Source organism: uncultured Mucilaginibacter sp. (genome assembly GCF_903913935.1).
GTDB lineage: Bacteria > Bacteroidota > Bacteroidia > Sphingobacteriales > Sphingobacteriaceae > Mucilaginibacter.
On sequence record NZ_CAIWNH010000529.1, the window covers coordinates 1 to 13,263 of the forward strand.

At 42.9% G+C, this 13,263-nt stretch carries 11 protein-coding genes; 4 read left to right on the top strand and 7 right to left on the bottom strand.

The features are described from left to right. Positions 1 to 276 precede the first annotated feature (276 nt). The 5 genes from QZY09_RS21200 to QZY09_RS21220 form a co-directional block, all read right to left on the bottom strand. Positions 277 to 672, bottom strand: coding sequence for a hypothetical protein (locus QZY09_RS21200; protein WP_295675821.1), 396 nt, complete (start codon positions 670 to 672; stop codon positions 277 to 279). 105 nt (positions 673 to 777) lie between these two features. Then, positions 778 to 1,803, bottom strand: coding sequence for a ferrochelatase (gene hemH / locus QZY09_RS21205; protein ID WP_295675823.1), 1,026 nt, complete (start codon positions 1,801 to 1,803; stop codon positions 778 to 780). Between the two features lie 129 nt (positions 1,804 to 1,932). Beyond that, the gene (locus QZY09_RS21210; protein WP_295675827.1) at positions 1,933 to 2,784 is read right to left on the bottom strand and encodes a 4-hydroxy-3-methylbut-2-enyl diphosphate reductase; all 852 of its coding nucleotides are present in this window, start codon (positions 2,782 to 2,784) and stop codon (positions 1,933 to 1,935) included. Between the two features lie 86 nt (positions 2,785 to 2,870). Further along, entirely contained in the window at positions 2,871 to 3,959 is a 1,089-nt protein-coding gene (locus tag QZY09_RS21215) for a glycosyltransferase family 2 protein (RefSeq protein ID WP_295675829.1), read from the bottom strand. 182 nt (positions 3,960 to 4,141) lie between these two features. After that, positions 4,142 to 5,362, bottom strand: a complete 1,221-nt coding sequence (locus tag QZY09_RS21220) for a glycosyltransferase N-terminal domain-containing protein (RefSeq protein ID WP_295675831.1) — start codon at positions 5,360 to 5,362, stop codon at positions 4,142 to 4,144. 62 nt (positions 5,363 to 5,424) lie between these two features. Here QZY09_RS21220 and QZY09_RS21225 point away from each other — a divergent pair, with 62 nt between their 5' ends. The 4 genes from QZY09_RS21225 (at position 5,425) to QZY09_RS21240 (ending at position 9,740) form a co-directional block, all read left to right on the top strand. Next, positions 5,425 to 6,735, top strand: a complete 1,311-nt coding sequence (locus QZY09_RS21225) for a UDP-glucose/GDP-mannose dehydrogenase family protein (protein WP_295675833.1) — start codon at positions 5,425 to 5,427, stop codon at positions 6,733 to 6,735. Further along, positions 6,735 to 7,721 carry a UDP-glucuronic acid decarboxylase family protein gene (locus tag QZY09_RS21230; RefSeq protein WP_295675836.1) on the top strand — a complete coding sequence of 329 codons (987 nt, stop codon included), beginning with the start codon at positions 6,735 to 6,737 and terminating at the stop codon, positions 7,719 to 7,721. The genes QZY09_RS21225 and QZY09_RS21230 overlap by 1 nt, the downstream gene beginning before the upstream one ends. Then, complete coding sequence (galE, locus tag QZY09_RS21235) at positions 7,721 to 8,743, top strand: UDP-glucose 4-epimerase GalE (protein WP_295675839.1); 1,023 nt, start codon at positions 7,721 to 7,723, stop codon at positions 8,741 to 8,743. Before QZY09_RS21230 ends, galE begins: the two co-directional genes overlap by 1 nt. Positions 8,744 to 8,999: 256 nt before the next feature. Then, complete coding sequence (locus QZY09_RS21240) at positions 9,000 to 9,740, top strand: CpsB/CapC family capsule biosynthesis tyrosine phosphatase (protein WP_295675841.1); 741 nt, start codon at positions 9,000 to 9,002, stop codon at positions 9,738 to 9,740. Positions 9,741 to 9,881: 141 nt separating this feature from the next. Here the strand turns inward: QZY09_RS21240 and QZY09_RS21245 are convergent, their stop codons facing one another. Both QZY09_RS21245 and QZY09_RS21250 read right to left on the bottom strand, forming a co-directional pair. Beyond that, positions 9,882 to 11,123 carry an ABC transporter permease gene (locus QZY09_RS21245; RefSeq protein ID WP_295675842.1) on the bottom strand — a complete coding sequence of 414 codons (1,242 nt, stop codon included), beginning with the start codon at positions 11,121 to 11,123 and terminating at the stop codon, positions 9,882 to 9,884. A gap of 108 nt (positions 11,124 to 11,231) precedes the next feature. Then, positions 11,232 to 13,199: a glycoside hydrolase family 97 protein gene (locus QZY09_RS21250; protein ID WP_295675844.1), complete on the bottom strand. Its 1,968-nt coding sequence runs from the start codon at positions 13,197 to 13,199 to the stop codon at positions 11,232 to 11,234. Positions 13,200 to 13,263: the final 64 nt, after the last annotated feature.

The following is a 13,263-nucleotide window of genomic DNA, read 5'->3' on the forward strand; positions in this document are numbered from 1 at the left end:
AGATTATTTAAACAAAGATCAGGTTGCACGTAATTTGCACGTAAAAAGAATAGAAAGTAGTAAAAAAGAGGTTTTAAGTGTATTTAGGGGCGTTTTTAACTTGCATGCCATGCAAGCGCTCTAGCCAGCTGAGCTAATCCCCCTTTTTTTAGTTTGCCTGGGCGGTTTGCAGTTTGCCGCAGTTTTAAATGCCAGCAGCAAACTGAGCTGCGGTCGGAAAAAGTAACAAAAAGTTGCTCAATGACAAATTTGAAACCGAATTTTAACAATGATCTTTTATACAGTTTGATTATTTGCAGGGTGCGTGTTAAAGATGATGCCAAAACTCACCGCAAAAACAAGGTAAATCCCACCCAATATCCATAAAAGAAAAGGAGATCCGGAATTATTGATCAGCGCTTTAACCAATGCCAAACCCCCGATTAAAAAGTGAGCCGCATTGGCTACCGCTACCGGCTTGTTATAAATGCCACCAATAAGCGCACCTTTCGCCATCCAGTTAAGCATGGCAAAGCCAAAATACAAAGCACCCAGCAACTGCAATATGATCAATAATGGCGTTGATGAAGCGATGCCCAGGTATTGCAATATTTCACCGGGAAAAAAGGTTAGCCCGATCCCAATAACAGCAAGTGTGACGGCGCTTAGGGTCATTATTAGTTTTGTATTCATTATTTGATATCGGTTCTCAGTATTGTTGTGTGCAATTAAGCTGTTTTTAGAGTAAAAAGATCAAGGAATGTTACACCCATAGACCCGGGACATTCGACTCCAGACTTAAGACTTCTTCCCAATCACCATTTGCTCCAGCGCGTCTATCCAGGTAGCCGAATCGTTCAGGCTCTCCACCAGTTGCACATGTTCACCACCAAGGGCTTTAAACTCATCACCATATTCAACGGTAACTTCGTAAACGGTTTCCAGGCAGTCGGCCACAAAAGCAGGGCAAAATACCAGCAGGCGTTTTTTCCCTTCGGCAGCCAGTTTGGCAACCACTTCGCTGGTATAGGGCTGCACCCAGGGGTCTTTTCCTAATCTCGATTGAAAACAAATAGAATATTTGTCTTTGGGGAGATTTAATTTTTCAGCGATCAACCGGGCGGTATCATAGGATTGTGCCGAGTAGCAAAATTTGTTGGTATCATTAAGCGTATTGCAGCAACCTTCTACCTTTAAACAATATTTGCCGGTATGGTCGCATTTGATCAATTGCCGCTGCGGCAGGCCGTGGAAACTGAACAGGATATGATCGTAAGTCTCAGGTTTGTACTTTTTGCCGTTATTGGCAAATGTTTCAATCATCAACTCGTTGTCATGAAACGAATTAATAAAGGAGATGGAAGGGATAGTTTGCCATTTGCGTATCAGTTCCATTACCTTATCATAAACCGAGCCTGTACTTGCCGAAGCATATTGCGGGAACAAGGCGATCACCTGGATACTGTCCACCAAAGCAGCTTTCATCCTGTTTAAGGCAGATTCAATCGACGGGCTCTGGTAGCGCATCGCCAGTTCAACCATATATTCGTAGCCCAAACGGTCCTGCAATAATTTGTGTTGCAATTGGCTGTAATACAATAGGGGTGAGCCTGTTTTATCGTGCCAGATGGCCTTGTATAATTTGGCTGATTTTGGACTGCGGAAAGGGGCAATAATGCCTTTTACCAGCAGTGCCCTTGATACCGGGTTGATATCGATCACCCGCGGATCCATTAAAAACTCATCCAGGTATTTACGAACGTCCCTGGTTTCCGGACTGTCGGGCGTACCCAAATTAACCAGTAAAACTCCTTTTTTCGACATAATATTCTTACGCAAAAATAGTGATTAGAGATTGGAGATTAGTGTTTTTTTGTACGAAAGAGTGAAAGTTGCTGGGTCCTTAAGATTTACCTGCTTTAAAGCGGCAAACTGCTAATTTTAAACTGTTGGCTAAAACGCCTCTAACTCCGCTTTTACCTGCTGCATCAGCCACATTGGGGTGGAGGTGGCGCCGGCAATACCCACTTTATCGCCGGGAGCAAACATCGTATTTTTTAATTCGGACGGGGAAGATATAAAATAAGTATTGGGGTTATGCTTGCGGCAAACTTCATACAAAACTTTGCCGTTGGATGATTTTACTCCCGAAACAAAAACGACCTTGTCAAATTTTATAGCAAATTTGGGCAGATCCTGATCCCGGTTGGATACCTGGCGGCAAATGGTATCATTGGCCTTAAGGTCGTAGCCGCGTTGCAAAAGCTGGTCTTTAATGCTGTAAAACTTTTCCATGCTTTTGGTGGTCTGGCTGTACAGGGTGATGTTTTTCGGCAACTCCACGTTGTCCAGTTCGGCAATATCCTGGAAAACAAGGGCCTCGTTATTGGTTTGTCCCTGCAGTCCAACCACTTCGGCATGGCCATGTTTGCCGAAGATCAGGATCTTCTCGTTGGCGTCAAATGAGGTCTTAATGCGGTTTTGCAATTTTAAAACTACCGGGCACGAAGCATCTATCAGCGAAATGTTATTTTCAAGCGCTATCCGGTAAGTATCAGGCGCTTCGCCGTGCGCACGGATCAGGACTTTTTCGTTCGATAAGTTTACCAAATCGGCATGTTCAATTATCCTGAGGCCTTTCGCCTTCAAACGGGCAACCTCCTCATCATTATGTACAATGTCGCCCAGGCAATATAAATAACCGTCTTCTTCAAGTATTTCTTCGGCCATATCAATAGCATAAACTACGCCGAAGCAAAAGCCCGAATCCTGGTCGATAGTAACCTGTAGTTGATAATCACCCATTGTACTGCAAAATTACGTTAAAAAGTCCGAAAAGTCGGGAAGTCCGAAAGTGAAATTTCATTTACACGGTCCATATCAGAATATACCTATACCCTTCTTCCTTTCCAAACAACCGTTTTGGTAAGATATTTTTGGATAGAAAGAAACGCGATAATGGCCAAATTGATCATTTGAACAGGGTGCAGCAGAATATTGTATAGCACATTTTGGCCTGTGGATAACGAGATCATCACACGGGTTAACAAAATTAAACCTCCCATAAAAAAGATCAGGCTAAAATTGAGGGTCGTGATCACGATCATGGGGCCGCTCAATAGCATCAGTAAATAAATCAACAATCCTGCAATGCTATAATTGAAAGCCGCAAGTGCATTTTTGCTGAAACCGGTTATCGCATCGCTGTAACTGCGGTACATGCGGCAATCCATCATACCGTTAGCCAGTAAAACATCGCCGTTAAGCCCGGCCATTTTCACCTCGCGCATAATGCAGGCATCCTCAACTACCTTATCTTTTACAAGCTGATGCCATGCATTTTGCCTGTAAACATCCGCATCAAAAAGCATAAACTGCCCGCAGGCTGTTGCCACAGCAGCATTTTCGGTTAAAAACACCAGCCTGAGCGGCAATAAATTTAATAACAAATAATGCAAAAGGGGGACCGTAACATGCTCACCAAAGGTTTCCATTTCCTGGTTGGCAAAAAGACTTAGCAAGGCCAGTTTATATAACTTCATCCGATGAACGGCGCTGTTGATCAAACCATTGTTTACCGTGTCATCTGCATCTAAAAACAAAAAATATTCGCCCTTAGCTTTGCTCGCCAATTGGTGGCAGGCATGATTTTTTCCTGTCCAGCCGCCAGGAAGTTTTCCGCCCTTTATTACGCTTACATGCTGATCTTTAGCTGCATGATCTGTACAGATCTGATAAGTATCATCCGATGATTCATCATCATACACAATAACCTCATAGCTTTTATAATCCTGCAATTGGATTGCTATTAATAGTTTAAGGATGTTAGCCTCCTCATTGCGGGCAGGGATCAGTATCGAAACAATATCAGTATACTGCTTATTTACCCTGGTTAATTTTGGATTTGATAAAAAATTAAAAAGCGTTACGGTAAACCGCAAAACAACAAAAAACAGGGTAACGGTAACAGCAATGATCATTTATTAATTCCCACTGCAAATAAGTAAATATACTTCATATAACAACGGGTTATTACGCCTATAAATTCAGGTGGTAACACGGGCAAAGTTGCCTAAATCTCCCCATAAGCGGTTCAATGATAAGTAGTCAATTATGATTAGTGAGCGGAAATTTGTGCAAAGTGTTCACAATTAGCCGCTCGCTATTTTTTTTCTATGTGGTTCAAAATGCTGTTTGTTGCTCCGGTATGCTCTTGTACATAAGCCAGTATCTTTTTATTGGCGGCCGAATAAAAAGCAGCATCATTTACCAGGGTGTTCATAATTTCGCTCAGTTGTTCAGCATTATTGATGCTGAATCCGGCTCTTAACGCAACCAGTTCATTGGCTTCTTTAAACCTGGCATAGTTGGGGCCAAATATTACAGGCAGGCCAAAAGCCGCTGCTTCAAGCGTATTATGGATGCCTGCGCCAAAGCCACCGCCGATATAGGCTATTTCGCCATACTGGTACAGGGATGACAGCATACCAATGTTATCAATCACGAGTACGCGCAGGTTATTAAAATTACCATTTAAATTGGAGATGATGGAGTACCGGGCCGATGATTTCGTTGGCAGCAATTCCATCAGGCGGTCAAGTTGATCATTATCAATTTCGTGCGGGGCAATAATAAACTTCCAGCCGGAATATTCGGTTATCAGCTCAGCTAACAGGTACTCGTCTTCGGGCCAGGTGCTGCCGGCAACAAATACTTTTTGCCCGTTTTTAAATGCCGCAATGTTTGGCAGCTCTTTCGGCGCAAATGAGTTTTCCCATACCCTGTCAAAACGGGTATCGCCGCTAACGGTAACTTGTTCTTTTCCTAATTTTTTCAATAATTGTTTAGACTTATCATCCTGCACAAAAAACCAGGTTACAAAGCCCAGCATTTTCCGGTGCAGTCCGCCATACCATTTAAAAAATATTTGTCCTGGTCTAAAAATACCAGAAATAATATACAATGGTATATCCCTGCGATACATTTCCTTAAAAAAATTATACCAGTATTCGTATTTGGTAAATATAACCAGTTTGGGTTGAATAAAATCTAAAAATTCCTTCGCATTTCGCGCCGTATCGAGCGGTAAATAATAAACTGCGTCGGCGAGGATTGTGTTCTTTCTAACCTCGTATCCCGAGGGTGAAAAAAAAGTAATAACTATTTTATTTTCAGGATAGTTTTGCCTCATCGCTTCTAAAACCGGGCGCCCTTGCTCAAATTCACCAAGTGAAGAAAAATGAAACCAAATAGCATCCTTTTGACGTATAAAAGACTGTTTGTTACGACCGCTGATCCAGAGTTTAGCCTTTTTATTAAAAAAGGAAAATATCCAGATAATTACATAATATATACGTATTGCGGTATTGTATAATAGCAACATTTTAGTTTTGATTTAGTAACTTCGCAATCCGTAAAAGTATCACATTTTAAATATAAAAATCTATGAAAATAGCAGTAGTTGGAACAGGTTATGTTGGTCTTGTCACGGGTACCTGTTTAGCCGAGACTGGTAACCAGGTAATCTGTGTTGATATCAACGAAAAGAAAGTAAAAATGATGCAGGATGGGCAACTGCCTATTTATGAGCCTGGTCTCGAACTTCTTTTCCACAGGAATATAAAACAGGAACGTTTACATTTTACTTCAAATCTTGCAGAAGCTATCGCTGAGGCAAAAATAATATTCCTTGCTTTACCCACCCCTCCGGGGGGAGATGGCTCTGCCGATCTGAGCTATGTTTTGGGTGCTGCAAAAGACATTGCTAAACTAATTACTGATTATAAAGTAATCGTAACCAAATCAACCGTACCTGTCGGCACGGCCGATAAAGTTACAGCCGTTATGAACGCGAATACTACCGTTGAATTTGCAGTGGTATCAAACCCTGAGTTTTTAAGAGAAGGCGTGGCGGTCGAAGATTTTATGAAACCCGACCGCGTTGTTGTTGGAACAAAAGACGAACGTGCCCGCAAACTGATGGCAGAATTATATGCTCCTTACGTTAGGCAGGGTAACCCGGTTATCTTTATGGACGAACGTTCTTCTGAATTAACAAAGTATGCCGCCAACTCGTTTTTGGCCACCAAAATATCTTTTATGAATGAGATTGCCAATCTTTGCGAACTGGTTGGCGCCGATGTAGATATGGTGAGGCGCGGTATTGGTGCAGACAATCGTATCGGTAAACGGTTCCTTTTTTCAGGGATCGGTTATGGCGGCAGTTGCTTCCCTAAAGATGTGCAGGCGCTGGCCAAATCTTCCGAAGAAAATAAATACAATTTCAGGATCCTGAATTCGGTAATGGAGGTTAACGAGATCCAGAAAAAGGTATTGGTTGAAAAAGTAAAAAAATATTATAAAGGCGATATAAAAGGGAAAAAGTTTGCCATGTGGGGCCTTGCCTTTAAGCCCGAAACGGATGATATACGCGAAGCGCCTGCATTGTATATTATTGATGAATTATTGGCGGCAGGCGCCGAAGTATCAGCCTTTGATCCGGAAGCAATGAAAAACGTTGAGGCGTTATTTGGCGACAAGATTAAATATGCTGCCGACCAGTATGAGGCCATTGATGGTGCTGACGCACTGCTTATTGTAACCGAATGGTCACTTTTCAGAACGCCTGATTTTGACCAGATGGACAGCTTGTTAAAAGAAAAAGTTATTTTTGACGGACGTAACTTATACGATTTGGATAAGATGATTGATTGCGGGTATTATTATAACAGCATCGGACGTAAAGAAATAAAATAATGGCTGAACGGAAAAGAATATTAATAACAGGCGCTGCGGGTTTTTTAGGTTCACATTTGTGCGACAGGTTTATTAAAGATGACTACCATGTAATCGGCATGGATAACCTGATCACCGGTGATTTGCGCAATATCGAGCATCTTTTTAAGCTGGAAAACTTTGAGTTTTATAACCATGATGTTTCCAAATTTGTTTACGTGCCCGGTGATCTTCACTATATTCTGCATTTTGCCTCGCCAGCCAGCCCGATCGATTATTTAAAGATCCCGATTCAAACTTTAAAGGTAGGCTCGCTGGGTACACACAACCTGTTGGGCCTTGCCAGGGCCAAAAACTCAAGGATGCTGATTGCGTCTACATCCGAAGTTTACGGCGACCCAAGTGTAAACCCGCAACCAGAGGAATATTGGGGGAATGTAAACCCGGTAGGGCCAAGGGGCGTTTATGACGAAGCCAAACGCTTCCAGGAGGCCATTACCATGGCTTATCATACTTTCCATGGCCTGGAAACACGGATTATCCGGATATTTAACACGTACGGCCCCCGCATGCGACTGAATGACGGGCGCGTATTACCTGCCTTCATAGGCCAGGCCCTGCGTGGCGAATCATTGACCATGTTTGGCGACGGTTCTCAAACAAGATCGTTTTGTTATGTTGACGATCTGGTCGAAGGTATCGTTCGTTTACTTTTCAGCGACTATGCACAGCCAATGAATATTGGCAACCCTGACGAAATTACTATAAGGGAATTTGGCGAAGAGATCATTAAACTAACAGGAACTGATCAGAAACTGATCTGCCTGCCTTTGCCCACTGACGACCCCAAACAACGCAGGCCAGATATTACAAAAGCCAAAAGTATTCTTGGCTGGGAGCCGAAGGTATCCCGCAGCGAGGGCTTGAAGATTACTTTTGAATATTTCAAATCGTTGCCTGAAAAAGAGATACAGCATAAAGACTTTACTTATTATAACAAACACTAATGGCTAAAATATTAGTAACAGGCGGATTAGGCTACATCGGGTCACACACTGTTTTTGAACTTGTAAACGCCGGTTTTGAGCCTATAATAGTAGATGACCTTTCCAACTCGCATCACCAGATATTAGATCAATTAAGTAAAATTATCGGTTTCAAACCCGCTTTTTACCAGTTTGACCTTTGTGACGAAAATAAGTTAAAAGAATTTGCCGCCGCAGAGCCTGATTTGGAAGGAATTATTCATTTTGCTGCTTTTAAAGCAGTTGGCGAATCGGTAAATAACCCATTAAAATATTATCACAATAATTTAGCCTCGCTGTTAAATTTATTGCGGCAGTATAGTGGTAAAACATTGAGTTTTGTTTTTTCATCCAGCTGCACGGTTTACGGACAGCCAGATGAATTGCCTGTTACTGAAAATGCTGCGGTAAAACCTGCACAGTCACCCTATGGCAATACCAAACAAATTGCCGAAGAAATACTTAAAGATGCAGTGGTATCGGGCGATGCCAAAAAAGTTATTGCATTAAGATATTTTAACCCGGTTGGCGCCCATGAATCGGCCCTGATTGGTGAGCTTCCGATTGGCGTCCCGCAAAACCTGGTGCCTTTTATCACCCAGACTGCCATTGGTAAACGCGAAAAAATTACCGTGTTTGGCAATGACTATGATACAAGGGATGGTAGCTGTGTGCGTGACTATATTCATGTGGTTGACCTTGCCAAAGCCCATGTGGCGGCATTAAAACTAATGGAGGCCGACACATTTGCCGGTTACGACGTATTTAACTTAGGCACCGGCAACGGTAACACTGTTTTGGAAGTGATTAACGCTTTTGAACGCGCCACAGGTGTTAAATTAAATTATGAAATAGGGCCACGCCGGAGCGGTGACGTGGAGAAGGTTTGGGGAGATGTAACCAAATCAGCAAAACAGTTGCACTGGAGGGCGCAAATAGGGCTTGATACCATGATGTCTTCTGCCTGGGCCTGGGAGCAATATTTATCGGAAAATCCTATTTAATACTATTTTCGCAGGTTAAATTGATGCAAAAAAAATGTAGGCTGTGAATTCGCATGCATTGTTTACCTTTGCAGCCCGTTGTTGCACACCTGGTTGTGATGAGAAATTAGAAAATAAGCTCAAAATAGCGACCTCCTGCCCCGGATAGTTTAGCGCCGGTATTTGCAGGTTGTTCAATAATGCCCTTTGTGATCAATAACGGCGGGTTTTGCCTGGAAAGGTTTTGTATGAAGTGCACACGATAATTATTGATAAAATGTTTGGGATCTTTAAAAAGAAAGAATACAAAAAAAATATAACGTTTGATTACAGCTCGATAGAGGTAGACATGCACTCGCATGTTTTGCCGGGAATTGATGATGGCGCTAAAAACCCGGAAGAATCTATAGCGCTGATCAGAAAAATGATGGAACTTGGCATCAGGAAAATAATCGCCACGCCACACATCATGGCTGATTATTACAGGAATACGCCTGAAACAATTAACGGTGCCCTTGCCCTACTTAAAGCCGAACTGGCAAAGGAAAAGATTGATATAGAGATAGAAGCGGCGGCTGAACACTATTTCGACGAAACATTTGAAGATAGGGTAAATAATGGCGAATTGATGATTATGGGTGATAATTATGTGCTTTTTGAATTTTCGTTTATCAACCAGCCACCCAATACGATACCGGTAGTGCAGCGATTGAGAGATTTAGGCTATAAACCCATCCTGGCCCATCCTGAAAGATATCCTTACCTGGAGATTGATCAGCTAAAGACTTTGCACGACTGGGGCCTGTTGTTCCAGATCAATACCATATCTCTTACCGGGTATTACGGCAAGGAAACAAAAAAAGCAGCTGAAAATTTGATCGACAACCAGTTGGTTGATTTTATTTCGAGTGATATGCACCATTTAAGGCATGCAGAAGCGTTAAAACAGGCTTTAAAAATGCCCTACCTCGAAAAGATCATGTTTGATTACCCGTTGAAGAATATTATGCTGAGGTAATTTCGGATTTCGAATTTTCGATTTCGGAATTATAAAATGCTATGGCATTTTTGATTTAACCCGATTCCCGGCAGGTGGAAATCGTACGACCTTCCGGTTAAAAAAAATCGAAATTCGAAATCGAACATCCGAAATTTGAATTTATTCATACCTCAATGCTTCCACAGGATCAAGTTTGGAAGCCTTTTTAGCTGGATAAAAGCCAGAGATCAGCCCGATACAGGTACAGAGTAAGATTGCTGAAAACAGCCATACCCAGGGCGCTACAAAGGCCCCGCTGATATTAATTGCAATAAGGTTACCTGCGGCCATTCCTAATATAATACCCAATATACCGCCGATAAGACAAATTACAATTGCTTCAATTAAAAACTGCTTCCGGATAATTGACGGTGTTGCCCCCAATGCCTTGCGCAGGCCGATCTCGCGGGTACGCTCGGTTACAGATACCAGCATGATATTCATCAATCCAATGGCGGCCCCTATTAAAGTAATAGCGCCTATAGCTGCACCACCCATTGTCATCATTGACAGGTTGCCCGACAATTCATGCTGGATCGAGTCACTTCTTTCTATTTCAAAATTATTATCGCTGGTTACATTCAGGCCCCTCACGTTTCTAAAAAGCGAAGTGGCTTCTCCAATAGTAGCGTCCAGGGCAGCCGGGCTGCTTACCTGGATGGTAACTGTGAATGTTTTGTTAGTATCCGGATCGATCTGTTTGGCTTTTAAAACCGGGATCACACAAAACTTATCACCGCCAAACATATTACTCGACCCCTTGGTTGCAAAAACACCGATCACCCTAAACTGTGTACTGCCGATATAAATTGACTTGTTAATTGGGTCCTCGTCTTTAAAAAGCTTTTTCTTTATCTCGTTGCCGATCATCACTACGTTTTCGCCGTGTTCCAGCTCTGATGAGGAAAAATTACGACCGAAAGATAATTTATACCCGCTGATAACCAGGTAGTTTTCATTTGAACCCGTTACCGATATATTGGGGTTGGTTTTTTTATTGCCGTATTTTGCTACAGCGGTGCCGGTGACATCGAGGTTTACACGTGTTAAAACCGGAAGCGCAAATTTCTTTTTAAACCTGTCAGCCTGGTCAAAACTTATTTTGGGATAGACTTTGTCATGTCCGCCATTGCCGAAGTTTAGCCCTGAGCCCCGGTTCTGAATGGTGAACGAATTGGCGCCCAGCCCTGCAAAGGCGTTGTTAACGGAGGTTTTTACCCCTTCAATCGCCGTTAATATACCCACCAATGCCATAATACCAATAGCGATGATCAGGGATGTTAACGATGTCCTCAACCTATTGCCTGCAATTGACTGGAGGGCGATGGAAACATTTTCACGTAAACTGGTTTTTACAGGCATGACTTAAAATTAACGAAAATCCTGGTGTTAAGACTATAAGGTACGCCGCTTTGTTACAAGCTTTCAATTAATTTAAATACCCCCAAAAGCCTGACCGGAATCTGGTCCTTAGTTCACCTTCTCAAACCTTGCTGCCCATCCGCCTCCGGATGCCATTTTTACTGGCAATTTATCTGATGCGGTTACGGTGATCACCTTGCGGGTATAGTCGGTACCATCGTGGTCGGCGTTGGCGCCGTCTTCAAAAACAGTGGCTTTATAGGTTCCTTCACCCAAAAATGACAGGTCCATCGTTAAATCGCGCGGGTTCCAGTTGGTCATCACGCCTGCGTACCAGGTGGTGCCTTTTTTGCGGGCAATGCTTACAAAATTGCCAACGCTGCCATCCAGTGATACCGTAGCATCAAAGGTGGTGGGTACGGCTGCTATAAAATCAGTGCTTTCCTGTTCCTTAGTGTAAATGGTCGGGTTGTCCGAAAGCATTTGCAGCGGTGCCTCAAATATGGTATACATGGCCAGTTGGTGGCACCGGGTGCCCTGCGTCATAGGGTTTGAATTAACAGGCCGGAAGGCATCCTTTGGCGCATTGCGCATGCCGCCCGGGGTATAATCCATCGGGCCCGCCATCATCCGGATAAAAGGAATACTCACATCATAGCCCGGCTGGTCATTTACACCCCATTTCATGTTCTCCAAACCCTTCACGCCTTCGCAGTTGATCACATTGGGATAGGTGCGTTGCATGCCGCTTGGTTTATACATGCCGTGGTAATCAACCAATAAATGGTTATCGGCCGCTTTTTGCGCAAGTGAGTACAACGAGCTTACTGCTTTCTGATCATCCCGGTCTATAAAATCTATCTTAAACCCTTTTATGCCCATTTTGGCAAAATTGGCAAATAGTGCATCCGGGTCCCTTGTAATGGCATACCAGGTAGACCATAGGATCACGCCAATATTTTTCTGTTTGCCATAGTCAACGATTTGTTGAACGTCCAGCTTGGATTTATTCAGATCGTAGTCATCTGACCAGCCCTCATCAACAATAATATACTCCAGTTTATTTGCTGCCGCGAAGTCGATATAGTATTTATAGGTAGGTACATTTATACCAGCTTTAAAATCAACATGGCTGATGTTCCAGTCGTTCCACCAGTCCCAGGCCACTTTGCCGGGTTTAATCCAGCTCACATCGGCAAGGTGGGAGGGTTCGGCAAGGCGCTGCATCATATCGTTATCAGCCAGTTGTTTGTCTTCGTTACTGATAACCACTACCCGCCACGGAAAGCTGCGTGTGCCGTTAGTTTTGGCGATATAATTCGCCCGGCTTTTTACCGCATAGTTAATTCTGCTTACAAACTCTTCCGTTGGCACCGGCGCAAAAACACCGTGCAGGTTATTGCCATCGCCGGGCGTAAGGTACATTCCGGGATAATCCTGCAGATCTGCCTCAAGGATCACCGCTTTTACAGAGGCGCCTACATCAACCAGTACGGGCAAAAAAGCCAGGGTATCTTTTTTAATGGCAGAAATGCTGGTATGATCATAATGTGATTCAAAAGAGGTATTGAATTTATCTTTATTACGGTAATCGTTCACAAAGGGTAAAAATGCTTTGTCATCATCTTTGAAATTAAAATTGGCCTCCTCGTTCAAAATGGTAATATCCCCCTTTTTCCGGGTGACGAAGCGATATGCTGCCCCATCATTATATGCCCTAAAGACCAGCCCATAATCGCCCTTAAAATTAATGGTCAACTGGTTATAATTATTCCGAACTTGCGCTTTCTTATAAAACGGCGTGTTAAATGTTTCATCTGCTGATGAAGGGATCGCTTTTTTTACAGATACGTTCTTACCCAATACTTTAGCATCATCAAGGGTGATGGAAATTTCAGATGGCAGGATCACTTCTGTTTCGCCATGCTTAACGGACCACGTTACGTTGGCCCCGGTATTTACCGTGATATTGATCGTGTTGTCCGGAGAGCTCAATTGGTAAGATTTAGCGCTTTGTGCGGAAACAAATGACAAAGGCAACATAAGGCAAAGCAGTAATAATATCCTGGGTTTCATCGGGTAATAATTGAGGTTTAATATCCGCCTAATCTAATTAAATTCCGGAAAATATTTAAGTGTA

Excerpts from the sequence above, each read along its gene's own strand:
- QZY09_RS21200 (WP_295675821.1), bottom strand. The coding sequence starts at position 672 with ATGAATACAAAACTAATAATGACCCTAAGCGCCGTCACACTTGCTGTT.
- hemH (WP_295675823.1), bottom strand. The coding sequence starts at position 1,803 with ATGTCGAAAAAAGGAGTTTTACTGGTTAATTTGGGTACGCCCGACAGT.
- QZY09_RS21210 (WP_295675827.1), bottom strand. The coding sequence starts at position 2,784 with ATGGGTGATTATCAACTACAGGTTACTATCGACCAGGATTCGGGCTTT.
- QZY09_RS21215 (WP_295675829.1), bottom strand. The coding sequence starts at position 3,959 with ATGATCATTGCTGTTACCGTTACCCTGTTTTTTGTTGTTTTGCGGTTT.
- QZY09_RS21220 (WP_295675831.1), bottom strand. The coding sequence starts at position 5,362 with ATGTTGCTATTATACAATACCGCAATACGTATATATTATGTAATTATC.
- QZY09_RS21225 (WP_295675833.1), top strand. The coding sequence starts at position 5,425 with ATGAAAATAGCAGTAGTTGGAACAGGTTATGTTGGTCTTGTCACGGGT.
- QZY09_RS21230 (WP_295675836.1), top strand. The coding sequence starts at position 6,735 with ATGGCTGAACGGAAAAGAATATTAATAACAGGCGCTGCGGGTTTTTTA.
- galE (WP_295675839.1), top strand. The coding sequence starts at position 7,721 with ATGGCTAAAATATTAGTAACAGGCGGATTAGGCTACATCGGGTCACAC.
- QZY09_RS21240 (WP_295675841.1), top strand. The coding sequence starts at position 9,000 with ATGTTTGGGATCTTTAAAAAGAAAGAATACAAAAAAAATATAACGTTT.
- QZY09_RS21245 (WP_295675842.1), bottom strand. The coding sequence starts at position 11,123 with ATGCCTGTAAAAACCAGTTTACGTGAAAATGTTTCCATCGCCCTCCAG.
- QZY09_RS21250 (WP_295675844.1), bottom strand. The coding sequence starts at position 13,199 with ATGAAACCCAGGATATTATTACTGCTTTGCCTTATGTTGCCTTTGTCA.